This is a genomic window from Bacteroides sp. B1-V-101 (assembly GCF_023656585.1).
Classification (GTDB): Bacteria; Bacteroidota; Bacteroidia; order Bacteroidales; family Bacteroidaceae; genus Bacteroides; species Bacteroides thetaiotaomicron.
In genome coordinates this window covers 159698-184710 of record NZ_JAMOKH010000007.1, presented here as the reverse complement: position 1 = coordinate 184710, position 25013 = coordinate 159698, and the positions used below count along the sequence as shown (strand labels likewise).

General features: G+C 37.8%; 17 protein-coding genes and 3 pseudogenes. 6 read left to right on the top strand and 14 right to left on the bottom strand.

The features are described 5' to 3' along the window. Positions 1–168: 168 nt before the first annotated feature. The 5 genes from NBH01_RS08080 to NBH01_RS08060 form a co-directional block, all read right to left on the bottom strand. The gene (locus NBH01_RS08080; RefSeq protein WP_118038273.1) at positions 169–1245 is read right to left on the bottom strand and encodes an AAA family ATPase; all 1077 of its coding nucleotides are present in this window, start codon (positions 1243–1245) and stop codon (positions 169–171) included. A gap of 14 nt (positions 1246–1259) precedes the next feature. Next, positions 1260–1568, bottom strand: a complete 309-nt coding sequence (locus NBH01_RS08075; RefSeq protein WP_009121544.1) for a DUF3853 family protein — start codon at positions 1566–1568, stop codon at positions 1260–1262. A gap of 223 nt (positions 1569–1791) precedes the next feature. Further along, the gene (locus tag NBH01_RS08070) at positions 1792–2829 is read right to left on the bottom strand and encodes a hypothetical protein (RefSeq protein ID WP_118038257.1); all 1038 of its coding nucleotides are present in this window, start codon (positions 2827–2829) and stop codon (positions 1792–1794) included. Positions 2830–2840: 11 nt separating this feature from the next. After that, positions 2841–4130: a PDDEXK nuclease domain-containing protein gene (locus NBH01_RS08065; RefSeq protein ID WP_118038258.1), complete on the bottom strand. Its 1290-nt coding sequence runs from the start codon at positions 4128–4130 to the stop codon at positions 2841–2843. Positions 4131–4193: 63 nt separating this feature from the next. Beyond that, positions 4194–5477: a site-specific integrase gene (locus NBH01_RS08060; RefSeq protein WP_118038259.1), complete on the bottom strand. Its 1284-nt coding sequence runs from the start codon at positions 5475–5477 to the stop codon at positions 4194–4196. A 505-nt stretch (positions 5478–5982) separates the two neighbouring features. Between NBH01_RS08060 and NBH01_RS08055 the strand changes: the two genes are divergently transcribed. The 5 genes and pseudogenes from NBH01_RS08055 (at position 5983) to NBH01_RS26775 (ending at position 11032) form a co-directional block, all read left to right on the top strand. Next, entirely contained in the window at positions 5983–7173 is a 1191-nt protein-coding gene (locus NBH01_RS08055; RefSeq protein WP_234141681.1) for a site-specific integrase, read from the top strand. A 390-nt stretch (positions 7174–7563) separates the two neighbouring features. Beyond that, positions 7564–7749: an Arm DNA-binding domain-containing protein gene (locus NBH01_RS26565; protein ID WP_225680575.1), complete on the top strand. Its 186-nt coding sequence runs from the start codon at positions 7564–7566 to the stop codon at positions 7747–7749. An 87-nt stretch (positions 7750–7836) separates the two neighbouring features. Further along, a pseudogene (locus NBH01_RS08045) lies at positions 7837–8685 on the top strand (site-specific integrase); the annotation flags it as partial. A 206-nt stretch (positions 8686–8891) separates the two neighbouring features. Then, positions 8892–10598, top strand: a complete 1707-nt coding sequence (locus NBH01_RS08040; protein ID WP_225680579.1) for a hypothetical protein — start codon at positions 8892–8894, stop codon at positions 10596–10598. A gap of 77 nt (positions 10599–10675) precedes the next feature. After that, positions 10676–11032, top strand: coding sequence for a hypothetical protein (locus tag NBH01_RS26775; protein ID WP_488592211.1), 357 nt, complete (start codon positions 10676–10678; stop codon positions 11030–11032). Positions 11033–11282: 250 nt separating this feature from the next. Here the strand turns inward: NBH01_RS26775 and NBH01_RS08035 are convergent, their stop codons facing one another. From NBH01_RS08035 to NBH01_RS08020, 4 genes and pseudogenes are all read right to left on the bottom strand, one after another. Continuing rightward, positions 11283–13130: a hypothetical protein gene (locus NBH01_RS08035; RefSeq protein ID WP_234141570.1), complete on the bottom strand. Its 1848-nt coding sequence runs from the start codon at positions 13128–13130 to the stop codon at positions 11283–11285. Continuing rightward, positions 13123–13626, bottom strand: coding sequence for an ABC-three component system middle component 2 (locus NBH01_RS08030; RefSeq protein ID WP_225680699.1), 504 nt, complete (start codon positions 13624–13626; stop codon positions 13123–13125). Before NBH01_RS08030 ends, NBH01_RS08035 begins: the two co-directional genes overlap by 8 nt. Then, on the bottom strand, positions 13602–14720 hold the full coding sequence (locus tag NBH01_RS08025) for an ABC-three component system protein (RefSeq protein WP_225680701.1): 1119 nt from the start codon (positions 14718–14720) through the stop codon (positions 13602–13604). Before NBH01_RS08025 ends, NBH01_RS08030 begins: the two co-directional genes overlap by 25 nt. 123 nt (positions 14721–14843) lie before the next feature. Continuing rightward, positions 14844–15262 (bottom strand): annotated as a pseudogene (locus tag NBH01_RS08020) (site-specific integrase); the annotation flags it as partial. Between the two features lies 1 nt (position 15263). Between NBH01_RS08020 and NBH01_RS08015 the strand changes: the two are divergent. Next, positions 15264–15458 (top strand): annotated as a pseudogene (locus NBH01_RS08015) (tyrosine-type recombinase/integrase); the annotation flags it as partial. 223 nt (positions 15459–15681) lie between these two features. Here NBH01_RS08015 and NBH01_RS08010 read toward each other — a convergent pair. From NBH01_RS08010 to NBH01_RS07990, 5 genes are all read right to left on the bottom strand, one after another. Continuing rightward, positions 15682–16278: a hypothetical protein gene (locus tag NBH01_RS08010; RefSeq protein ID WP_225680814.1), complete on the bottom strand. Its 597-nt coding sequence runs from the start codon at positions 16276–16278 to the stop codon at positions 15682–15684. A 720-nt stretch (positions 16279–16998) separates the two neighbouring features. Continuing rightward, positions 16999–17952, bottom strand: a complete 954-nt coding sequence (locus NBH01_RS08005; protein WP_008766809.1) for a BT_3987 domain-containing protein — start codon at positions 17950–17952, stop codon at positions 16999–17001. 56 nt (positions 17953–18008) lie between these two features. Further along, positions 18009–20027 carry a RagB/SusD family nutrient uptake outer membrane protein gene (locus NBH01_RS08000; RefSeq protein WP_008766808.1) on the bottom strand — a complete coding sequence of 673 codons (2019 nt, stop codon included), beginning with the start codon at positions 20025–20027 and terminating at the stop codon, positions 18009–18011. A gap of 19 nt (positions 20028–20046) precedes the next feature. Continuing rightward, the gene (locus NBH01_RS07995) at positions 20047–23172 is read right to left on the bottom strand and encodes a SusC/RagA family TonB-linked outer membrane protein (protein ID WP_225680809.1); all 3126 of its coding nucleotides are present in this window, start codon (positions 23170–23172) and stop codon (positions 20047–20049) included. A gap of 30 nt (positions 23173–23202) precedes the next feature. Then, positions 23203–24558, bottom strand: a complete 1356-nt coding sequence (locus NBH01_RS07990) for an IPT/TIG domain-containing protein (RefSeq protein WP_008766806.1) — start codon at positions 24556–24558, stop codon at positions 23203–23205. Between the last annotated feature and the right edge of the window lie 455 nt (positions 24559–25013).

Sequence of the window (25013 nt, the reverse complement as noted above, 5' to 3'; positions counted from 1 at the left end):
TCGCCCGTACCTTTTTAGGAAGTACGGTCTATAACCACTTCACTAAATTCTCGTATATATAGGATACGGTAATAAAGTGAAGTGATTTAATCCCATTTCAGAATCACTTCACTATATTTCTAATATATACACCCCGAGAATAAAGTGAAGTGATTGCAGGGAAATGGGCTAATAGTGGAAGTCGGGCATGAAGGTGTATTTCCTGCCGTTCTCCTGCACTATCATCCGCTTGTTGCGGAGCATGGTGATGAGCGATACTGCCTTTTTATGGTTCAGTTTTACACCCACGGACATATAGATCTTGATTAAAGCATCTTCCAGTTCCTTGTAACCATATTCCTCTTTCAGACCGAATGCGGCTTCCAATGCGATGCGGTGCTGCTGCTCGGTGATATGCCTGTAAGGGTCGAACTTCTCTTCTTCGGGTCTTCCCGGTTTCTTTGTTTCGGGTTTGTAACCCTCTATAAGTTCGGGAAGGATTTTGTCGTTGATGCGGAACGCAAAAGGCTCAAAGTCCATTGCTCGTATGTGAATGGCTGAAACATGGCTGATGTCACCGTTGCCCTTGTCCTTTTCTACCTGCAATACGGTTTCCGCCTTGTTGTTCAACTCCGTACCGATATGCCCTCTCGCATTCTCATCCCCCTTGTTCTGATGCAGTATCGTATGGATGTGTATCTGCCTGTCGTCCGTCCACTGCATCAGCTTGGATATGATGCGTGTGGATTCACCGGGGCTATTGATGTCGTACACCATATCACGGATGCCGTCTATGATTACAAGACCAATGTCGGGAGTGTTGTAGATCGCCTGTTCTACAATCCTGATACGTTGCTCAGGCGTGTATTTTCTCAAAGCGAGAAATTCAAGGTTCTCATTGTCCCTGTCATCAGGCAAGCCGGCCATCCGCAAAATGCGTGTCATGACTTTCAGGCAATGGTAAGGGCTTTGCTCTGTATCAACATAAAGCACTTTCCGCTTATCTTCCGGCAGTTCCGCCACATACCGCAACACTGTGCCGTTCTTCAATGCGGCGGCTACGATAGCCGATACATTGAATGTCTTTTTACTTTTGGCTTTGCCGATGGATGCGCTGAAATTGCCCAATGTCCCAATGACAGAACTATGTACTTTGAGGATTTCAGGTGCTTTCTCATAACTTTTCGACAGGCTCAAACGTGAGGCTTGCCAAAGGATAATGGCTTCTTCTGCCGATATGTCCTTAGTCTCTTTAATATAGTCCATAGCCATGCCTCCCGTTATTTTCGTCCTCCTGTTTTCTTCCCGGCCAGTTCAAGGGCAAGCTCCACATCTACGATAATCTTGCGTCCTATCTGGGTGATTGCCTTGTCAATCTTTCCGCTTTTCTTGATGCGGTTGGCGGTGGGCAGGCTGCACCCGAACAGTTTGGCAATGCCCAGTATTCCGTACACATACTTCCTTTCTGTGTCCGTAACGGGCTGTGGCTGCATTTCCGTTTGACCGGAAGCGTGCTTGCTTAAGAATATGAACTCTTCGCCTGTCATCTGCCAGACGGGTTTTGATAATAACTCTTGAAGATTTGTCATCGTCTAATCTATTTAGTCGTTTAACAATCAGCCCTGCGCACTGGCTGTTATTTCTGTTCTCGAACGATGCAAAATTAGGTAGGTTTGTAAGTGGTAAGGATGTGGTTAGTGCAAATGGAATATTTTATTATTTCTTTGAATATCAGACAATAAAAATACCACTCAAAAATTAATTTGAGTGGTAAAAGTGGTTATTTCGTAATATGTCAGGGTATATCACGGATTATCGGAATATTGCGTCCATTTCTTTGGCGAACTTCTGGTTGCTGTCACTTGGGAAATCGGAAACAGGTTCCTTGTATTTTGACTTGTAATAGTTCTCTTCAATATCCAGCATTTTGAGGATATTCTTTTTCCAATTCTCCCTGTCAAGTTTGGGCAGTCGTTCACCCATCAGGAATATCAGGTAGCAGACACGTATTTTCTCTCTCGTTTTTATTTTCAGCTTGCATTTGCCGGGGTGCAGATTCATACAAGCATAGAAATCATATTCGGAAATATTCTCGAATTGTTCTCCTACGCAGGTCGTGTAAACGTGCGAAAGCAACTCCATGTCGAAATATTCGTGTTGTTCCTCTTTGGGTGCTTCTTCTTGCATATCGGGTTCGCTTGGCTTGGTTAGCTCTTCCGGTTTATCTTTAGCTACGGGAATATATTTTGCTAATATTTCCATAAAATGGAAACTCAATTTATAAATATCTCCGCAGCAGTTCTCTATATATTGGAAAGCCTCTTTTCTTGCTTGCTTTTGCAATTCATAAAGCCTGTTCAGTTCTTCTTTTTCTTTCTCATATTCAGCCTTGCAGCGTTCATATTCCTTTTCGGCTTGCTTTTCTTCTTCTGCCGTATGTTCCCTGTAACCAATAGAATCATATCTGTTATATGCCTCGTTCAAAGGCTTGTTTAGTCTTTGTGTAACCTCCAGTTGTTCCTCTATATCAATATTATATCTATCAGCGAAATGGTAGCACACACGAGAAATTATCTCATCATCAAGCAATGGATATTTTTCGTAAAGCATCATGTTTTTCTCTATCTCGGCTCTTAGACTGTCGAGAATCAGAGTGTACTGTTCTTTCTGCTTGTCAAGTACCAATTCAAGGATAGCGGCTTCAAAAGCTTTTGTGTCATTGTATTGCTTGTAGAAGTTCGTGATGAATTTCTGCTTGTCAAAAGAAAAAGTATGGCTTACAATAAAGTCACTGTATATTCGGTTGAGTTCACCGTATTGGGGAATCATAATTAGTATTTCTCCTGCCATATATCTTGGGTTTATGGATTTTTGTCTTTATCAAGAAAGGAAGCCAGTTCTTCTTCCACTTCTTCTATACTTGGCAGAGCCGATTTTAAGTTTTCAGGTATAGCCTTGCTCAGTTGGTAATCGCTGATGCCTATCGGCTGGTCATAGCCTGTCAATGCGTATTGTGCTACAACTTCGTCTTTTCCCTTGCACAGCAACAACCCGATAGTCTTGTTGTCATTCTCTCCCCTCAGTTTATCATCCACCACATTGATGTAGAAGTTCAGTTGCCCTGCATACTCCGGTTTGAATGGGGTAGCCTTTAATTCTACCACGATATATGCGTGCAGTGGAATAGAATATAATATCAGGTCTGCATAGAAATCGCTGTTTCCGACTTGGAAATGCTTCTGTCGTGCAACGAAAGCAAAGCCATTGCCCATTTCCAGCAAGTAACGGGTAACGTGCTTAACCAACTGTTCTTCTATGTCCCTTTCATCTGCTTTCTCTTTAGTTCCAGCCAAATCAAAGATGTACGGGTCTTTCAACAGGTAATTGGCGAGGTCGCTTTGCGGTGCAGGAAGCGTGGCTGTGAAATTGTTTACCTTATTATTGCTGATTTGTCTGCTGTACAGGTTGGTTTCAATTTGTATTTTAAGAACATTGCTGCTCCAGCCCATTTCTACGGACTGCTTCATGTACCAATAGCTTATGCCTAACGGTAGCGAACTGTCAAGTATAGCCATTTGGCTTGCCCAGTTTATTTTGGAAACGGGAGAGGTCAAGAAAACTTTTTCTATCTCTCTAATCCCCATCCTATAAATGGCAGAAACGGTTTTCTCTACATCTTGAAATTGCGCAGGAACTTCCTGCGTAATTTCTAAAGGCTGACAAACAGTGGATTGTATTTGCGCAGTAAGTTCCTGCGTAAATTGTTTGTCGTTCAGTTTCAACACTTCATTAGTAACATTCTGTATGGTTGGAACAGACAGCCTTGCATCCGTATCAATAAAACTTTGTAGTACATTCAGAGGATATGACCTTGCGAATTGACACATATAGGTAAGGTTGCGTTCTGAATATCCTTTCTTTTCAGGAAAATTCAGCCGGATATCCTTTGCCAGTTGCTTTATGATTTTACTTCCCCATCCTTGCTGTTGCTGATGATAGAGAATATAGTTGCCCACTTTCCAGTAGTGGAACAGCATTTGCGCATTGGCTGCGACAATCAGCCTTACTTGCGCCTGTTCTATTTCCGAACCGATAGCGTGTATGAATGCATTTAGGTTCGTTTTTTCTATGTTTGATTCCTTGTTGTTCATATTGTGATAATGGTTTCTGCAAATATACTTATTGATAACTGTTTATGAAACTAATTGATACTTTTATAGTTGATTGAACTTGTTCATGGCATTGGCTCTAATGTCATCCGCTATGTCAATGTAGGGCTTCATGGCTTTGTAATCGCTGTGTCCCGTCCATTTCATAACCACTTGTGCAGGGATTCCGAGAGCCAGCGCATTGCAGATGAAAGTCCTTCTTCCGGCATGGGTGCTTAACAAAGCGTATTTGGGTGTGACTTCATCTATACGTTCATTCCCCTTGTAGTAGGTTTCACGTACAGGCTCGTTGATTTCCGCCAGTTCACCCAGCTCTTTCAGATAATCGTTCATCTTCTGATTGCTGATGACGGGCAATGCCATGTGATTCTCGAAATGAACATCCTTGTATTTTTCAAGAATGGCTTTGCTGTGGTCGTTCAGTTCGATTATCAGACTGTCCGCTGTCTTGACTGTGGTAACTTCAATATGGTCGGGTTTCACATCGCTTCTTTTCAAGTTGCGAACATCCGAGTACCGTAAGCTTGTGAAACAACAGAACAGAAAGACATCCCTGACACGTTCCAAATACTGCTTGACATGCGGTATTTGGTAATCTTTCAGTTTGTTCAATTCTTCCCATGTCAGAAATATCACCTTTTTAGAGGTGGTTTTCAATTTGGGTTTGAATGTATCGTATGCAATGTTCTGATGATGTCCTTTCTTGAAACTCCAGCGCAGAAACCATTTGAGGAATCCCATCTGTTTGCCGATGGTACTATTTCTCATGTCTTTCTTGTCGCGCAAGAAATTGACATATTCGTTCAACCCGAACTCGTTGAAGTATTCAAAGGTTACATCTTCCTTGAACTCTTTTAAGTGGTTTTTCACCGCTGCAAATTTCTCGTATGTGGATGCCGTCCAATTATTCTGATTGCCACACTCCTTTACAAACTCATCGAACACTTCCCAAAAACTAATTTTCGCTTCTTTCTGCTGTTCTTCACTTGTATTTTTCATTCGTAAATTGAACGCATCCTTTAACTGTTGGGTGGTAGGCATGGCTTCCTGTACCTCAAACTCCTTGAACACGTTTTGCATTTCGGCATAGTATTTCAGCAAGTCCGCATTTATTTCGGATGCGCTTTGCTTTAGCTTGTTGGTGCATCCGTTCTTTACCCTTTGTTTGTCTGCATCCCATTTGGCTACGTCAATCCGGTAGCCTGTTGTAAACTCGATGCGTTGGCTTGCGTATATGACACGCATACGGATAGGAACGTTCTCTACGATTGGCACACCGTTTTTCTTCCGGCTCTCCAATGCAAAAATAATGTTACGTTTGATATTCATAATTGGGTGCGTTTGAAATTCTACACCCAAATATACACCCAATAATTGAGATAGCAAAAGACATTTAGAAAGATTTAGTTTTACTCTATACCTTGATTGATGTTTGATTATCAGTAAATTGTGATTTTGTGATATTTTCTGAAAGTATGAGTTCGAGAGCCTGTCTCTCCGCTTGGAATGTAACCCCTTGCAAATCAATGATTTACAAGGGGTTTTTAGTGCTCCAAATCTCCCGAACCTATTTAATGATGTGTTGTATTGTGTTGATAATTAGGTGTTTACTATATATCCCCTTTGCCGCTTGTTCTAATTAGGCATTAAAAATAGATGTTGAGGGTGGCTAAATCGTGTCCCAAAATTGAACTGAAAAATGTCCACGATTTAATATCTATCTTTCACATAATGAGTTAATTGTCCTCTTGTTTCTCAAAAAGATACTTTTTTGCTTTATTGTATTATTGTTTTTGCTCTCCTTTGGAAATTGTTTAATTTAAAGCCTATCATTATGAGACAAACATTTTCCTTATTATTCTTTTTGAAGAAAAGACAGAATCACATGGACGGCCTACATCCGATTATGGTTCGTATCACTATCAATGGTGAAAGTACAGAGATTAGTACTGGCCAGAAATCATTAATAGCTAATTGGAATATCCGATTGCATCAATGTGTAGGGAGTAGTGCTAAACAAACAAACTTATTTTTGAAAAGTATCAGGTTCAGGTTAAATCAGATTTTTTATCAACAGACTTTATATGGACAAATGACTACTTCTAGAAAGGTTAGAGATACTTTTACTGGAGCAGATAAAAAGTTACATTATTTACTTTCATTATTCGAATTGCATAATGAGAGTATAAAGAAACAGGTTGGTATAAGCAAATCCGCTACGACTTATCGAAAATATGAGACTACGCGTAAACATCTACAGGGCTATCTTCGAACTAAATGCTTAGAAGATATAATTCTGGAAAATATTAATCATGCATTTATTTGTGGATTTGAGGTTTACTTACGTGTTACGGCGCATTGTGCACACAATACAACTGCTAAGTTTTTACAGTTTTTCAAACGAATAATTATCCTTGCTTTAAATAATGGTTATATAATAAAGAATCCATTCTTAGAGTATCAGATCAAACTACAAAAGGTGGATAGAGGATATTTGACTAAAGAAGAGCTTCAAAAAATCATAGAGAAGAATTTTGATATTAAGCGGTTGGAGTTAATCAGAGACCTTTTTGTTTTTTCATCGTTTACAGGCTTATCTTATATAGATATAAAGAATTTATCCAAAGAACATTTGTATATTGCTCACGACGGAAATTTATGGTTGCGTATGAACCGTAATAAAAGTGGTGAAACAACAAATGTGCGTCTGTTTAATCTTCCTAAAAGTTTAATTTCAAAATATGATAATCCTGATTCGACTTATTTGTTTCCGGTTCCAAGTAACCAAAAAGTAAATGCTTATTTAAAAGAGATTGCTGATGTATGTGGTATTCATAAAAATCTGACCTTTCATGTTGCCCGCCATACGATGGCAACGACTGTTTGCTTGGCAAACGGTGTGCCTATTGAGAGCCTATCTAAGGTTTTGGGACACACTAATATAAAAACTACTCAACTATATGCCAAGATTACAGATGAAAAATTGAGTAATGATTTGGCTATACTTATATCAAAGATAGATTAGACTTTTACATCTTAAGCTTCATGTATTGAACATAGATGGAGCTTAAGAAAGCTCAATTTGGTGTTGATTTTATTTGTAAAGAAACTGTTGTAGTATTAAATATTGTACAGATTTTACGTGACTCTTTCCAAAATTTTGTGTAATTAAGAAGTTTCAGGATTTAGGTTTTATACTTAAATCTTGTTTTTGAAAGTTGAATGCTATCAAAACGAAGCATATAATTATGTATTCCCAACTATCAAACGATGTAATTTAACCCAATCCTTTTTATTCTGTATTTTTTTGTCACTGAATGAGATTGTAATTCTTTGTTTTTTCAATATTTTGCGGGCTGTTGAATTGCCTCTGATTTAGTGATTTCGCAATGTGAAATTAAAGAACTAAAGAAAGATGGAAAGAGTAACTTTTAGCCTCCTATTCTACATTCGTAGGATAAAGTTGAATCGGCATGGTGAGGCGCCGATTCTTATGAGGATTACTGTAAACGGTGTTCGTGCGGATGTATCAATAAAGAAAACGATTTTACCCCAACTTTGGAATGTCGATAAAGGCAGAGCTGTGGACAAAAAAACGTGAGGGGAAGGAATTGAACCTATACCTTGATGTGATCAATGGGAGTATTCTGAAAATTCAACGTGATTCGGAAATTGTAGTTTATTCGATGTCTTTCGTGAACATAATGATAAGTGTAAGAAACTTGTTGGAATTAGTATGGCTACTGCAACAGCACAGCGTTATGAGACAACTCTGCAACATGTACAGGACTTTGTTTGGGACACTTACCGAAAAAGTTTTTTTCTGAGTGGAATGTCTCAGCAGTTCGTTAAAGACTATATGTTTTGGTTATTGACAAAGAAAGGGTGTAGTCACAATACTTCGACTAAATATCTGAAGAACTTCAAAAAGATTATCCTTCTTTCCCTGGCAAAAGGATGGTTAAAGAAAGACCCTTTCGTTGAATATAAATTCACGCTTGAGGCAGTAGACCGCAATTTCCTTGAAGATTCTGAAATTCAGAAAATACTCAGCAAAGAAATTGTAATATCCCGGTTGGTCCAGGTGTGTGATACTTCTTTTTGTTGCTACACAGGCCTTGTCTTTTCGGATGTTAAGCAACTTAAAGCATTGGATATAGTGGTAGGCTCCAATGGAGTGAAGTGGATTCGGAAAATCCGGCAGAAAACAAAAATCATGTGCAAGATTCCACTCAGGGATATTCTTTTGAGAATCCTTGAAAAGTATGCAGACGATAAACTTAGTCTTGTACATGATGTACTATTACCGGTAATGTACAATCAGAAGATGAATGCGTACCTGAAAGAATTGGGAGATATTTGCGAAATTAACAAGATGATAACCACGCACCTTTCCAGACATACTTTTGCGACTTATGCGCTTGCCAATGGGATATCGATGGAATGTGTGGCGATGATGCTCAGTCACACTAATCTTCAAATGACACGGCATTATGCTCGTACGCTGGATAGGACAATAGTCAAGGAGTTGTTTTAGATTAAGGATAATTTCGTGATGACGAATTGATAAGGAAGAGGTAGTCGGATTTTAAATCCGGTTGCCTCTTTAAATTATATTTCTGTTGAGTTGTTAATTACACTTTTTGACCCAAAAAATCAGTGATGTTTTTGTGATTACTTCCGCTAAAATACTACCTTTGTAAATAGAGAGTAAAGACAGAACTCTATTAAAAAAGTAATTTTATGAGTGATATAGTTTCTTGTAAAGGTCAGGAATTTGACGAAGATGTCAATTATAGTGGTAGCAGTTATCATAGCTTCAAGTTTGTGAATTGCCATTTTAAGCGGTCCGTAGTTTTTGAAGAAACTGTTTTGGGTAGTTGGGTTGTTTTTGAAAATTGCATTTTCGATGAAAAACTTTGTATCATTGGTTGTAGGACAAGGGAGGATGTCAATGATGTTTTAGCAAACGATATTTCTAATTCTCTAATAATTAGAAACTGTACTACTTGTGGAATTGTTGTCAGAGGCCTTAATCATAGACCATCAATATTTGAAAGAGGAATCCTAATTGATAATACTACTGTTACTAAAGGTATATGTGTGGATTTTATTATATGTAATCAAAATGGTTTTACTCTTGATTTTACTACAGTTAGTGGCTCTATAATGTTAAGTAATATTCAAATACCAGCTATTGGATTTTCTTTGTCAAATTCTAAGGTGCAAGGAAAGATTAGGTTCCAGGCCGTCTCCGCTTCAAACTACCTCTTTAGAGAAAGTGTTATTGATGAAAATGTTTATTTGTGGGGAGCAAAAGTTGATAGTATTATATTTAATGATGGGACTTATAATGATGAATTTAATATTATTGCAGTAAAGTGTGATCGCCTAAGTATAATTGGTGGGGAGTTTAAGAAGAAAGTGAAAATAATCAAGGGTGATAAAGCTAATCCTCAAAGAGGAAGCTTGAATAATGTATACATAAAGAACCCTAAACTTTCAGAAGGGCTAATAATCAAAAGTGATATTCAAGACGAAAGATTGTTTTGTGAGAACGTGCAGATAGTTCCAAGTAAGGATTTGGCTGGTGATATTATATTTGAAGATTTTGATATTACTGATACTTTATTGCTTGAAGGTATTAACTATGATACAAATATTCAATTTAACAATGTAACGGCCCATAAATTGCATTTTAAATCATTTATCAATAATTCTTCAGTCATATTCCAAGCATTCCAATCAGATAGTAAATCCGGTTCTGAATTGAATGTTATGGGCTCAAATCTCGGGTGTACGTCTTTCTTGAATACCAATCTTGATTCATTCGATAAAATTACTGTTGAAGGGAGTATATTAACCAATATAATAACTACCAGTATAACGTGGTTTGATATTAAAAAGCTTAATGCTCAATCTGGTGATAAGGATTCGCAGTATTGGAAGAAACAGCGGGAAGTTTTTAGGCAATTGAAATATTGTATGGAAGGAAATATGGACCGCCCTCAAGCACTGATATTCAAGTCTTATGAGATGAATGCATATACTAAATCTCTGAAATTGAGTTTACGATCAGTAAGTGATATTTTATTATTGAAACTGAATAAGTTTTCTAATAATCACGGACTCAGTTGGACTACCGGAGTTCTATTTACTGTTGTAGTTTGGCAATTATTCTATGCTTTCTTCGTCATGGCTAAAGATGGTGTGGCATTTCCTTGGGAAAGCAATTGTATTTATCTGTTAGCTAATCATAATTATTGGAGTGCTGCTATTCAATATTTGTGGCTTCCGGATGGATTGGAAGAATTGTCGGATTTTTATAATGATACTCGATCTGTTTTGAGACTAATAGGAGGTACTGCTGCTTTTCTATTGGGTAAGATAGCAATTGCTTATGGTATATTTCAAGCTGTATCTGCTTTTAGGAAATATAGTAAGTCTTGATTAAATATTTTGTAGTTGAGTTTAGTTTCTCTTTATAAGTTTGATTCGATTATGAAACGCATATTATTCTTCATGAGTTGTATAGCTTTCCCGTTGTTCTATTCCGCTTGTCCTTAAAGGGCCGAAAACAATTCTGCTTCCCAGAAAGTGCCATTGTTAGCCCTATAACCTCACATAATAAAAATGAGGCTAAATCAATAGAACTTCATGAAAAGCTGAATGCCATTTTTAGTGTAAGCCGTTCTGACAAACTATCATATCCGAATAACTATGGAGGAGCATTTATCGTAGATAATGATGGGGGCGTTGTGTTGGTTAAAGAGGACTTAGGCCAAACAAAAGCGGACTTGAAAAAACGTTTAAAGTCATCGGCTTTTCAAACTCAAGCTTGCGACTATTCCTATCAAGAACTATTGGATTTCAATGAAAAGTAAAGTATTCTGTTTGATAATAGTAAGCTCCGGGAAAATTTCAACTGGACTTCAGTAGGCATGTAAGTTGCTAAAAAACGTATAATAGTTTATTTTGGAGATACTTAGTAACAATCTGTTTCACGATTTAGGACCCAAGTATCTTCTTCTCCAATGATTATATTTGATGAAATGAGTTTAGAATAAAAAACTGACTTAATATTACTTTCTTGCATGTTTTATGCAGGAAATTTATATTAAATTCTAAATTTGTTTATTCTTTCCTTTTTCCTACATAAAACCCCTTTCTACCGGTTTCTGAAAATTCAATAAAATGAATATTCTTCATTGTTTTCCTTTGGTCTGTATATGGATGTTTATTGTCCATCATGATTAATTGATAGTTCCAGTTTTTATCTTCCATATATTGGAAGAAAGAACGTTGAACGTTTTCTTCTAAATCATCTGCATCTGTTTTTTTATCCTCTTTACCAAAGTGAGCTGTGATTGGCGAATCAGTCACAAGTAACCGAGTAAAAGGTACATTTCTGTAAATACAATCCTCTACTAATGACATCATGATTGCTGTAGCAGTAATACCTCTATAGCCTTTACCACAAGTAATACGACGTTTACCGCCAAGTGTAAAGTCAAAATCATCCAGATTCATCACTATTGTTTCATGATTCTCAAGATTCCATGCCACCATTTTTTCCTTTACGGTATCATAGAATTCTTTTGCTGGTAGTTTATTGCGTGACGGAATAGTTAATACTTGCTTATTTGTCAATGATTTTTTCAGTTCACTCAACTCTTTGGTCAATCTGAATGAATCCTCTTCAAGATGCTTTAATCTCGTCTTTTTTTCCCAATTTAATTCAATTCTTTTTAATAAATCCCTAAAGGATGTGAGCCTGGGTTCTGTTTCGGAAATCTGGTTATTAATAGAAATGTTTTCTATTTCAAGTTGGTTAATTTTTTCTTTACATATTTTTAAATATGTTTCTTTCTCTTTAATGTACTCATTCAAACTTCTCAACTTGCACTGGTCGGAATATGCTTCTTGCTCTATAGCAGCAATAAATTGCTCATCTTCTAAATCAAACGAGTCTGTTTGCAGCTTAGTATGACATTTAGGACATTCTCTGTATGTCAGGATTGATAGAAGTTCACGTGCTTCTTCAATTCCTTTATATCTTTCTATATCTAATTCATAATGAGATTTTAATAGTAACAATCTATTATATAACTCTTGCTCAAATAGATTTTTTGATTGCCATTTGTCTAACTCTTCATTTTTAGTATGTTTTTGTTTGTACAGTATGTCTAGCTTTTGAGCGGCATTCTTAATTTCATTCTTAATTTTATTCACATTTAAGGCTTCCTCTAATCCTGCAAATGAAACGTCTCCTATATCTTCGATAGTTTGATCCAGGCGTTTTATTTCCTCTTGTACATATTCTATTTTACCTGTAATTCTGGCTTTACGCAACTTTTTGTCTTCTAATCCATCAATTTCAGGATCTCCTTCACCCGAGTATAAATAACTGATAACACTTTTCTCTTTTGTAACATCACTAGGTATTCCTGAAGGTAAGAAAATAGACCTGTCATCAACAATCCTTTGCTCCCCCAACATGAGCAGGTGTCTTAGCTGTGTATAATACAAATTAGAGAATTTACTATCTTTTTGTTTTATCTTTATGGCACTGTCAAAGCCGCATAGTTCTAATAGGAAGGAAGAGTATGATGATGGCTTTTCACTTGATTTCACACTGTATATTTCTTGCTTGATATGCATGTCATGAATCTGGTCTATACTACAATGTTTTACATAAACTTTTGTTTTATCCGTCAGTTTACGTTGTATGGTATAGACATCCTCATCATTAAAAAACATACATATTTGCATATAAAATGTATCATATTCCTTTCCTTCAGTTGCTTCTTTGGGAGGATCTTCTTGTCCCAATAGATATTGAATAATCGAAAAAACAACACTTTTGCCTGTATCTGATTGTCCGTGAATCAAATTACAACCTTTGTTGAAATCAACACGTGAGTCCTGAACTTTTGTTCCGGTAGCAAGAATCGTTTTTATATAGAATCCTTTATTATCCATGATTGACATCTTTAATTAATATATACTCTCGCTCAAATTCACTACCCCATTTCCCTATATTTTGCTCCACATACTCTTGGATGTCTGCATCACTTTTGTCTTTCAGTAGTGATACAACTTTAACCATCATAATCGTGAGTCGCTGTTTATATTCATTCTGCAAATATTCTTCAAATAAGCTACCGGCCTCAGTCAATGTATAACATAGCCTATCATTCTTTATCGCATACTTGATTAAATCTCTTGATAGTAAAATCTCTAAAGCCATGGTTATATCGGTATGGTTACATACGTATGTACATGCTCGATAGGGAATTTGAGGAAATAGACTTTCTGCATTTTTATTAAGGTCAGTTAAATGCAGAGCGAAATATTCATATGCCACTAGTCTGTCACGTGTCAATGGAGTCATTGCACATTTTAGAGCAACTATAATCTTAATCGCATGTTCTATCGGATTATTTAGTACTGCTATTTTATTTTTTTCTTTACCCATATCAATTTATTCTCATTTGATAATTGAAAACACATACCTTTTAATACTCTTGAGCTAATAATTGGTTTAACGGAATTCATCTCTTCTACCTGATATTGAGATGCACTCTTTGTTACAGCTTTTACTTTTTCAAAACCATCAGTATGGTATTGCGAGTAGTATTCATCAATAACATGCTCTTCAATGTTATCCTTGATTTCACTGTATTCATCATTTCCTCCAGAGCATATCTCTTTTCCTATCATTGCAGCTGATTCAGCCAAATAGAATTGTTCTCTTGATGCTGTGAAATGTGCTTTATACATAGCCATATTTTCATCATTGAGATTAATTTGCGTAATTGACGATTTATTCGCATCTGAATAGGCATCCACAAGATGGTTGATATAAGTAGATTCATAATCTGCTACAGTTGAAGGGGGGGCAGCGTGGGCTCTTGGTATCAAAGTTCTATCAATTCCTAGATATTGGAAATATAACCAATATTCTTTTCTTAACCCTTCTATAATTTTGTCTGGAGATAGGGGCTTTATTATTGAAAGATCAAATGTATCCACATGCTTCTTAAACTTATCGTTCTCACCATTAGTAATATTTACTGCCAATTTTTTCTTTATACTTTTTTCCCAATCTTCCCATAATCTATTCCTTAGTTTTTCATGATCATTGAACAAACTTCCTAAAGGCCCCGTTATATTTTGGGGTGCAACAAGATAGTATGTTTTAGGGAATGGTATATAATCGATGAATGTATTATACAAGAATTTGCATAATTCTTTATTAATATCAGAATAACCTATTGAATCTTTATAATGTTTACATTGATAAATGTCGCAAATTTGATTTTTGAAATCATAGAAAGCAATAACATCAATACCACCATCGCCACTACCCCCATATCGAAAGACATCCTCATATTTCTTATTTGAATCTTCCTTCAAACAAAAATATGCCCACTTTGTGATCATCTCTTCATACCTGTCTTCATCCATAAATTTTAGACGTTCTTCAGCCGTCTTTTTCTCTAACTTCTCTAGGTTTGTAAGAACGTGATTGCTTGCATCCTTATTTATGGGCTTCAAGTCTGTATGCATAGTAAATTGATTTAGTAATATAACTTTGGTATTAACCACTATTAATTATTTACACAAAGCTACAGATAATCTTTTAAATAGCATTCTAATCCTTAAAAAATAATTCTTATTTTTTATCAGTATTCATTTTATTTCCAATTCCGACAAGTAGCTATTTACTTTCTGCATATCTTTCATAATACTTTGATCTAGCACCTGTAAAGTGTTTTGTTGTGGATGTATCAGTATACCCCCAGCATTTTTGCTAGATTTCCCATACTTACACCGTTTGCAAGGCAAATACTTGTGGCGTAGCTATGTCTGGCAATATGTGTACTAAGATTTTTGTGAGTACCGCATATTTCTGCAATTTTTTTGAGATAATTATTCATACGCTGATTGCATGATACAGGCAAGAGTTTGCTTGTGCACTTTGCCACATCCTTATATTTTTCAAGAATGGCACTTGCCGCGGGGAGTATAGGAATATTGCACATAACTTTTGTTTTTTGACGACTTTTTCTTATCCTAAGCTTTCCATTATTATCCCTTACCAAGTAATCAAAAGTAAATGCTTATCTGAAAGAGATTGCTGATATTTGTGATATTCATAAGAACCTAATTTTTCACGTCGCCCAACATACGATGGCAACAGCTATTTGTTTGGCGAACGGTATGCTTATTGAGAGTTTGTCCAAGGTTCTTGGCCATTCTGATATAAAAAACACTCAACTTTATGCTAAGATTATAAATAAAAAATAAGTAATTAGTTTCATCACATTGGAAGTGTATTTTTTTTTACTTATATGTAGAATTGTGTTTTTTACTTAGTAAAAATAGAGTTTTTGGAATGTCCATTTGTTCCAAGAGGCTAGTTTGTTTGAATACTTTTTGAATATCGTTTGATGTAAGTATCTGTTCGGAATTATATCGGAGTTTACGATACTCTGGAAGAATTGTCTATTTCTGAACAACTTCTATATTATTCAATGTAGAAAATGACTCTTATTTTATCGTCATTTATATATCCAAAAATTTCATTTACTAAATAACGAACAACATTATGTATGTATTTCAGTTGATTTATTATTTCCATGGATTCGCTATATAGGTCTTCCAGTGATAGTTCTTCAAGAAAATTACTTTCTCCATCTGAGGCCTTTGGTTTTTTGCTATTATCTGTTAGCAGTAACTCAATATTATTCAGACGGTACAGCATTTTCATATCTATCGCTTTATGCATGTATTTTAGCATTTGTGTTTCTTCTTTCTCTATTGCTATAGAAAGTTCATTGAGGGTGTAGTAGGATGTTCCCCATTTGTGTTTTACTGATTCTATATCTTTGCGTATGGGTTGGCTACAATCACTAGGCAGACCTCGTTCGGAAAAGTCAGAATCGTTTAGATATTGTCTGAAGCCAGAGAGGTTTTCAACGAAACTTTGGTAGTGGCAAAGTACTTCTTTCTCCTTATTCTCGTCTTTAGGATAATGCTTATCAAAACTCTTTGAATACCATAGCAATGGTTTCCATTCCGCTTTTTCTTTTACTTCTATGTATTTTATGACATATGTACTCATAATAATTTAGAATATTATAATTTAGTAGAATATGTAAAGATAGTCTTTTTAAGTGAAATACTCAGATTTTGATAAAGATATAGTAAATTTAGGCTATTATACAAAGGGCATTTTTGAGGTTTATTATTTTTAGTCGATGATAGTGAAGAGCAATTTTGATAAATCTATTGATAATCCTAAGTTGGTGCTATAAAACCCTTCCTATAATTGGGTGATTTATATATCTAAAGTTAGACAAAATATTTATCTTAATTTGTGTCGTAGGGCTTGGAAAGAAGAATTATATTCCTTATATTTGCACAGAAAATTAGTGCAAAAAGGTAAATTTGCGAAACAAACATATGCGGTAAATTATTCGGTGTATCTGGATAAAGCCAAAGAGGTAATAAGCTGTATATAAGGAAGATATGAGGAAAATAACCGTTCCCTGTCTCTCCGCTGGAAAAAGAATAGTAAGTCCCTGTAAAGTAATGCTTTGCAGGGACTTTTTGTGTTTATTCCATAATTGTTTTTTATTTCTCTGCCTTATTGTCAGAAAGGTGTCGGCAGGATGAATTTATATGATAATGGTTTGTGTGTTTATCTGCTCTTCGGGTCTTCAGCTCTCCCTTCTCCTTAAAAAAGGAGAGGGGGGAGGAGAGCTTACAGACTTTTGCAATAACTTCTTCTGATTCGGATGGTTATTCCGGATTTATATTAATAGGTCTTTATTTGGCTTGTTTACTCTATGACAATCACCGGTAAGCGTATTGCTTCCCGTACTTCGGTCCAACTACCTGTTTTGAGTCTATACTTATAGCATACACAGAAGGTCGTAGTTGTCGGGTCGAGCCGGTTGTTGTAGAGTGCATAGGCGTTGTCACCCGGATGGGCTACTTTGACATCCACTGTTTCCACTTCCATTTCTTCAGGATCATAAGGTTCTACAGTCAGGGAGTTATCATCAGCTACTTCGATAACAATCGTATTTTTCTTGATGAAGTCCGGCTGATTCTCCGGTTCTGCCGGTAATCTCTTAGTACCGATATTGATTCTTACCCGATTTTTGGTCAGAGGTACCATTGTTTTGGTGATGACAAAGTATCCGCTGCCTTCATACCCTGATGCATTATAGCTTGCAGGTTCTGCGGAACTGGTATATTTGTTTTTCTTCTGTATCTGTAATAATGCATTTCCTTTCTTTTTTACTATGGGATAAGGAGTTGCGTCGGCTATTGCTATGGGAATAAAGTAGATTTTATCCGGGTCCAGACTTTCAATGACTGAAATGTCTATTTTGATAGGTACCAATGTGTATGGTTCTCCTGTCGGATAAGTAACTGTGCTACTTTCTATCGCATAGTCTTTCGGGTCCATCTTGAGGGCATATCGGCTATAATCTTCGATAAAGTTCGTATAGTTATATTCATCCAGAAGAACTGTGTCTTCTGTGAGCGATATTGTCACCGGTTCCTCTGTCGGATTGGTTCCGCTACACGCAATCGACAGATTGCGTATATTACCGTCTTTGCCATCCAGGTCGTAAACCAAATTGTGTATATTGTTATTATCGCTGACAATGTATACCATTTTCTCGTATCGTTCATCTTCAAAGAACTTCTTTCTGTCACTGCATCCGGCAAGAAATAGTAATGCGAGTAACAGCGACAGGATGCTTATTTTATATGTTTTCATTCTTATTCTTTTAATTTATATTCAATGCTAACGAATTGTCTCATAGGGTGATTTGTTTAATCTCCCCAGCCGGGATTCTGATCCAGACCATCCACTTTTCTTATTTCATATTTGCCAATAGGTAGGAATACCATTTTACGATCTACTACTCTGTGTCTTATCCAGGGATGGTCTACCACTACCGGATAGAAGTATCCACTCATCTCATCTTTACTGAGGTCCATCCCCTGTATCGCTTCTTTTTCGGACTCTTCGTAGATGCCCCATCGGCGCACGTCATAGTATCTTTGATTCTCATACAAGAATTCAATAGCTCTTTCTCTTTGAAGGATTTTGTTAAAGCCATCCACGCTGGCCAACTCATCATCTTTCACTCCGGGGAGTCCTACACGGTATCTGATTGGGTTGAACGCCTGCTTGATTTTGTATATGTCACGGCTTTCCTCGTAGACTTTAGTCTCTCCGTTCGATCCCTTTAGTTCGATGGAATAACTGCCCTGAAGATTATTGAGTGCTTCACTATAAGCCAGCAGGATTTCAGCATAACGGATGATAGGGAAAAATTTTTCCATTAATATTCCTCCGGGCGAAGAGAATGCATCGTCGTCATGCACGTATTTGGTAATGACATAACCGGTGGCGGGGTAGTTGTTCACATTACCACTGGAGGAGTGCTTCCCATCCGTTACAGAAGAGTTGTCATATTTAATCATCTGCTCCTTTTTAGCATCGCTTCCGCTGTATGAGCGGGCTTTCCAGAAACGGCCGGAGAAACCGATGTTGGCATAGAATCTCATTTCCCGATTACGGTACATGTTGAAGACTCCTGACTTCAATACATATTCGGAGAAGGTCTCATCCTCGGTGCTGAAATTTGTATTATCATATGTTCCGTCTTCTTTGTATGGCTTTGCATCTTCGGGATAGTTGTCTGTTCCGTCATTCATATAGAACATGTTGACCATCTTTTGTGTTACGCCCATCCCATTGTATCCGTCCATCGAATGTGGAAAAGATTCTCTAATGCATAGATTACCGGTCGTTCTTCCCCATATGAACTCCTTGTTTTTTCTGCCATCTGTTTCGCCATTGAACATATAGCTGTAAGATTTAAGCGGGTCAATACCGCCTACTCCGTTGGGAAACGCCTGATTCTCGTTGGTTGGAGGTACAAAAGAGTCTTTATCTGCAGGGACAGTATGCAGTTCATAACGCCCCATGTCCATGACTCTTTCGCAAGCTGCTGCGGCTACCGCCCATTTACGATCGTCGTATTGCTGGGAAATGTAGAACACTCCGTCACTGCTCCGTTTCCAGTTCCCGAAGTATGTTTGTCCGCGGCCATTGTATAATGGGCTAGCCTGTATCAATCTTAACCGTGCAATCAGTGCGTAAGCCGCTCCCTTGGTGGGACGGCCGAAGCTGCTGTTCGGTTGAGTCTCTGGCAGATATTGTGCCGCCAACTCAAATTGTTCGCAAGCATAGTCTACTGATTCGTCATACGTCGCACGTACGTTTGCATAGGCTTCCGGCTGCTCGTTGGAGGGATATACCTGATCTCCTACAAGGATGACAGGACCGAAATCCATGATGAGATGGTAGTATGCGTAGGCTCTCATAAAATAGGTGTATGCCCAGATGTCCGGTTTTTCCAGATTGCTCATATCGGTCACTTCATCCATACGTGAGAGGATAATGTTTGCCTTACGGATGATTTTGTACATTGTGTCCCATTGATAAATAGATTTTTTCTTTTTAGCATCTTTATTGGTGATGTTTTCTTCGTTAATGGCTCCCGTGACGTATGCCATACCAGTATAGGTTTCTGCATTAAAAGTTTCAAAAGCCTCATCGGTAGCTAACGGTCCTGCTGTCGCCGGACTATTGAGAAAGTCTCCTTCATCGGGAAACATGGATGCTACGTTCCACATATATCTTTCCAAGTATTCTTTACGGGAGAAGATGGAGTCATATTTCATTGTATCGTCAAACCACTTGTCTACATCCAGATAATTACAGGAAGAGATAGAAAAGACGGACAACAATAGAATTGAATGCAATATTAGTTTTCTCATATAATTCATTTTTTGATAGTTAGAATTTGATGTATGCCTGCAAAGTCACGCTGGCAGGAATTGGATAACGCCGTCCGTTGTATAATGCTTGTTCCGGATCGCAGATATCAATCTTATCCCATACGCAAAGATTGTTGCCTACGAGTGAAAGGTCGATAGAATTGATTCCCAAATTCTTTATAGTCTTGGGTACATTTACACTATAATTGATGTTTACTTCTGATAGCCGCAGGTATTTTGCATTGTTTTTCCAAAAACTGGATGTCTGGGAATTGTTTTCCAAATTTCCGTATGACATGCGAGGGAATCGGGCATTAGGATTTTCTGACAAAGATGGATCTAGCCCCATCTTCTCAGCATATTCACGGGAAATCCAACGATTGGCAGGGTTTTTGACTATGCTCAGTACATTACCAGTCTGTTTGCCATAGAATGGAATGTAGCCTTCGTCATATAGAGCGCCGTTTGAAGCTGGTACCCCCACATGATAAACATCGGTATTTCCGGTTCCCTTGAATAGTACGGCAGCCGACAGTCTCTTATATCTGAATTCAACTCCGAATCCATACATGAAGCGTGGAGTACTGCTGAATGACAAAGGTACTTTGTCATCCCCGTTTACAACACCGTCTCCATTGACATCCTTGTATTTAATATCTCCGGGCAGATAGCTACCGAAAGTCTGTTTAGGACTATTAGCGATATCCTCGTCATCTTTGAACAATCCTAATGCGATCAGTCCTTTTTGGTATCCATAAGGACGTCCGGTGGCAGAATTATATTCATATTTGGTATCTGCCTCTTCAAAATAATTTACCCTGTTATTACTAAGGGTAAAATTTCCTCGGAATGTTACCGACATATCTTTGCCAATATTCTGTATATAGGTCACGTTTCCGTCCGAACCATAACTTTTCATGCTGCCTACATTGCCAAATGGCATGCTGACAAGGCCGATATACTCTGGAACTTGTTGGCGTTGCTGGAAGATGCCATCACGGATGTCTTTGAAGAAATCGATTACGAAACTCAGTTTGCTGTTGAATAATTCGCCTTCGATACCTACATCTATCTTTTTCGCTTTTTCCCATTTCAGATTGTCGGCTCCCATTTGATTTTCAGTGATTCCGGCTTCATTGTATCCCCAGCCTTTTTCGGCAGACTCATTGATAATCGTCAGATAGGGGAAACGTTTGTCTGAAATACGGTCGTTACCTACGATACCATACGAAGCTCTGATTTTGAGAAAATTCAGCCAAGGAAGCTTTTCTTGCATGAATTCATATTGGGTAGGCACCCAACCACCGGATATGGCCGGAAAGAACCCAAAGCGTTTACCTTTCTCAAAGTTTTCTGAACCGGTATATCCTATGTTGAAATCGAGCAGATATGTATCTCTGAACCCATAACTGACTTTTCCAGACAAACCCTGATATCTTAAAGGAATAGCAGCCATACCGTCCTTATTTAAATCTTTTGTGTTTTTGCTATCACTCATTTCATAATGTATAAGAGCGGAAATACGGTGTTCATCGTTCAGTATAGCTTTCCAGGTTAGATTTGCCTGAAGAAAGTATTTCCGGTACTGGCTGTCTCTGTTTTTAGTATATTTTGTTCCTTCTTTCTTTATAGTGTGTATAAGTTCCAGATTTCCGTTCTCATCCCTGCGTTCCGCCCAATACATGTCGGGCTTGACAGAACGTGTCTCTTCAAAATAAGAGCTGTTGCTGTAGGCCCCCTGAATGTTAAGAGCCAGATTTCTCAGTAGAAAACTGAAATCTTGCTGTAAGCGTATTGTATAGGTACCAGAGTAAGTATTGATGTTTTTCAAACCTGTATAATTCAACATGGCATAGGGTGAGTACACATCTTTTGCGCCCGATTTGTAGGTGGGCAGTTCTCCTGTAGAATAACGGACAGGAATAGTGAGCGGAGTCAGTTTGGCTTGGGCATCCCATAATTGGTCGGTTGATGCTCCTTGCCCGGGTAGTGCTTGTGAGGATAGGTAGATATCCGAACCGAAATAAAGTTCGGTTGTCTTGGTCAGGTTGAAGTCCACGTTCAGACGCATTCCGTAAGTGTTGTAGTGCACATCCTTGATGTACTTGCTGTTTTCGTCTTGCTTGTAGATTGCCGATTCATTCGACATATTCATACTGACAAAATAACGGGCGATACTACCACCTCCTCTGGCACTAGCGTAATATGTTTGCTGAAGCGAGGTTCTTTTCAGAATTTCATCCTGCCAGTTTACATCCGGATAAAAGTCGGGATCCAGATGATACTGAATGGCTTTCAGTTCAATGTCATCATAAATAGGCTGTGCTCCACGCATGGCACTTGCTTCATTGGCTAACACAGCGTAGTCGTATGCACGTAAATATTCGGGAAGCTTAGTGAGATAAGAGATTTTGACATTAGCACGAACGTTTACTTCCATCTTGTCGGATGTCCCATGCTTGGTAGTCACCAGTACGACTCCATTCGCGCCGCGTACACCGTATACGGCAGTTGCGGAAGCGTCCTTCAATACGGAGAAACTTTCGATATCGGCGGGGTCGATGCTGTTCAAGTCACCTTCGAGCCCGTCGATAAGTACAAGTGCACTCGAGCTTGCTCCAAACGTACCAATACCACGAATCCAGAATTCAGACATGTTAGAGCCCGGTTCACCGCTGGACTGTACGGAGATAATACCGGGTACACGACCACCGAGCATATTAGTTAGGGAAGTGGCTGGTGTCTGTATCTGTGATATATCCACATTGGTGACAGCTCCGGTCAGGTTGACCTTCTTTTCTTTTGTTCCCATACCGGTGATGACAACTTCATCCATTTGTTGTGAATCGCTTTTCAGCATAATCCGCAGATTCTTTTCATCTTTCAAAACGATATGTTCCATCTTTTTGTAACCGATAAAAGAGAATATAATCATATCTCCTTTTTGGGCAGATAACTTGAAGGCTCCGTTAATATCGGTGCTGGTACCTACTCCTGCGCGGTCCTTTAGGTATACGCTGACTCCGGGCAGCGACTCATTGCTTTCGTCGAATACATGTCCCGAAATTGTTAATTGTTTCTCCTGCCCCATCATTATTGATGCGTTGCAGAAGAACAGTAATGATAGTAATATGTATTTTTTCATTAGTGTCTTCTTTACATATGATTATTGGGGTTAACGCAGACTCAACTTGCGGACACATCCGGACCCGCAGTCTGAAATATACAAATCTCCTTCGGCAGTCAATCCTACTCCCTTGGGCCAGTTGAAGGTGGCTTCCAGTGGAGTGCCACTTTGGTTACCTTTAACATTTTGTCTGCCTACAACGGTTGTTACCATACCTGTATTCATATCAATTTTGCGTATGGTCTGGGTTCCGGCATCTGCAATGTACATGTTTTTTTGTCCAGATTCGTCTACTATAATGGTCATTTGGTTGTTCCAGTTAAACAAACAGTCTGTCCGATATCCATTAATTACTTGAGTAGTACTCGTATTATCAGCTCTTACATTAAGATGTCCGGCATATATTATTTCTTCAGATTCAGGTTTCGATACATCCTGCATGGTTATAACAGAAGATGCTCCGTAAGAAGTATATAGATGAGTTGGTTCAGTCGGGTCGAACATCATGCTGACAATATAGCTGTTTTCTGTTTCTGGAGTTGTCGAGTTATATACGTCGTTTTTGATGTATTCACATACCATATCTTCCAGTTTAAATCGGAATAATTGTTTGGTTGCCGTACGGCCGTAAAAGTAGCCATCTGTAGTACAATAAGCTATACAAGCTGTAGAGTTGTAGTCAATTTGTTTGGCAGGAGGGTCTTGTGGTTTCAAGTAACGTCGCTTAACTTTCCAGTCGTTGGAAGGATCAATCTCATAAATGACGTTTTTTTGTGTACCTACGGCGTACAGTTTCTCGGTTACATTGTGATACATTACATCATTAACCATTTCTGATATGATTTTCTTTGATTGGTTTTTTTTCTCACTGATTAACGCAAGACCTCCATTATTTCCAAATGAAGAATAACATGAATAATAATTCCCTTCTGGATCGCAGCATCCTACTTTTAATCGCCAAGCTTCAAAGGTTGTACTGGCAAGATCTCCGCCAATATTATATCCACTACCTGTTTTACCACATACATTTTCTACTGTAAAACGGGAGATGTAGCGGAATTTGTTGTCGAAAGTAAGAGAATCATTTCCTTTTACTACGGAAATGATACAGGTATCTCCCGGTAATTTAGGTGCATAGACCATCAGAATATTCCCGGATGCTTGTGAGATGTAACCTTTCTTTTTATTAAAGTAGACTGATAATTTAGAAGCATCTGTTCCTAGATTTTCACCTTCTATTATAATTTTGGAGGAAAGATATCCTGAATCCGGATAAAAAGTGGTTAGTTTTAGAGGTCCATTATAATTTCCGCCTGATTTATCGTCATCCGAACAGGCAAACTGCGTTATGAGGGATAATCCCATAACTATTGGCAGTAACGTTTGTGTGATTTTCTTTTTCATAAATAGTATTTAAATGTTAATACTCCTCGGCAAGGGGAGAGATTTAAGTTGCTAAATGTATACTTGGAGTAAACAGAGAACTCTCGCTTGGCGAGATCTCTGGGTGGAGTCCTAGGATGTGTTTTCCTTGATATAGGATTTCGTTTCGTTGTATACATGATTAATTTTAATCATGTATTTTCTGTAATGTTGTGTGTACATTAAATAGTTTAATATTTATTTCTCCATAGGCATTATTGTTATTTTATTTATACTAAAAGGCTAACATGTTATATCTTTTTTTCTGCAATGCCGAACTGTGCTGTTTTGTTTCTATAAAAAATACAAATTAGATTATAGTTCTTGTGGAACTTGATATAATTATATGGAGAATAGCTAAATAGTAGTCTATGAGTTGCTTATGAATAAGAATGACTTTTATTATATTTTGAGTACTAATATAGAGACTCAAATTG

Coding starts and splice junctions, on each gene's coding strand:
- NBH01_RS08060 (WP_118038259.1), bottom strand. CDS start 5,477: ATGAATATCAAACGTAACATTATTTTTGCATTGGAGAGCCGGAAGAAA.
- NBH01_RS08030 (WP_225680699.1), bottom strand. CDS start 13,626: ATGGGTAAAGAAAAAAATAAAATAGCAGTACTAAATAATCCGATAGAA.
- NBH01_RS26565 (WP_225680575.1), top strand. CDS start 7,564: ATGGAAAGAGTAACTTTTAGCCTCCTATTCTACATTCGTAGGATAAAG.
- NBH01_RS08005 (WP_008766809.1), bottom strand. CDS start 17,952: ATGAAAACATATAAAATAAGCATCCTGTCGCTGTTACTCGCATTACTA.
- NBH01_RS08010 (WP_225680814.1), bottom strand. CDS start 16,278: ATGAGTACATATGTCATAAAATACATAGAAGTAAAAGAAAAAGCGGAA.
- NBH01_RS08065 (WP_118038258.1), bottom strand. CDS start 4,130: ATGAACAACAAGGAATCAAACATAGAAAAAACGAACCTAAATGCATTC.
- NBH01_RS08070 (WP_118038257.1), bottom strand. CDS start 2,829: ATGGCAGGAGAAATACTAATTATGATTCCCCAATACGGTGAACTCAAC.
- NBH01_RS08075 (WP_009121544.1), bottom strand. CDS start 1,568: ATGACAAATCTTCAAGAGTTATTATCAAAACCCGTCTGGCAGATGACA.
- NBH01_RS08000 (WP_008766808.1), bottom strand. CDS start 20,027: ATGAGAAAACTAATATTGCATTCAATTCTATTGTTGTCCGTCTTTTCT.
- NBH01_RS08040 (WP_225680579.1), top strand. CDS start 8,892: ATGAGTGATATAGTTTCTTGTAAAGGTCAGGAATTTGACGAAGATGTC.
- NBH01_RS08035 (WP_234141570.1), bottom strand. CDS start 13,130: ATGGATAATAAAGGATTCTATATAAAAACGATTCTTGCTACCGGAACA.
- NBH01_RS07990 (WP_008766806.1), bottom strand. CDS start 24,558: ATGAAAAAGAAAATCACACAAACGTTACTGCCAATAGTTATGGGATTA.
- NBH01_RS08025 (WP_225680701.1), bottom strand. CDS start 14,720: ATGCATACAGACTTGAAGCCCATAAATAAGGATGCAAGCAATCACGTT.
- NBH01_RS08080 (WP_118038273.1), bottom strand. CDS start 1,245: ATGGACTATATTAAAGAGACTAAGGACATATCGGCAGAAGAAGCCATT.
- NBH01_RS07995 (WP_225680809.1), bottom strand. CDS start 23,172: ATGAAAAAATACATATTACTATCATTACTGTTCTTCTGCAACGCATCA.
- NBH01_RS08055 (WP_234141681.1), top strand. CDS start 5,983: ATGAGACAAACATTTTCCTTATTATTCTTTTTGAAGAAAAGACAGAAT.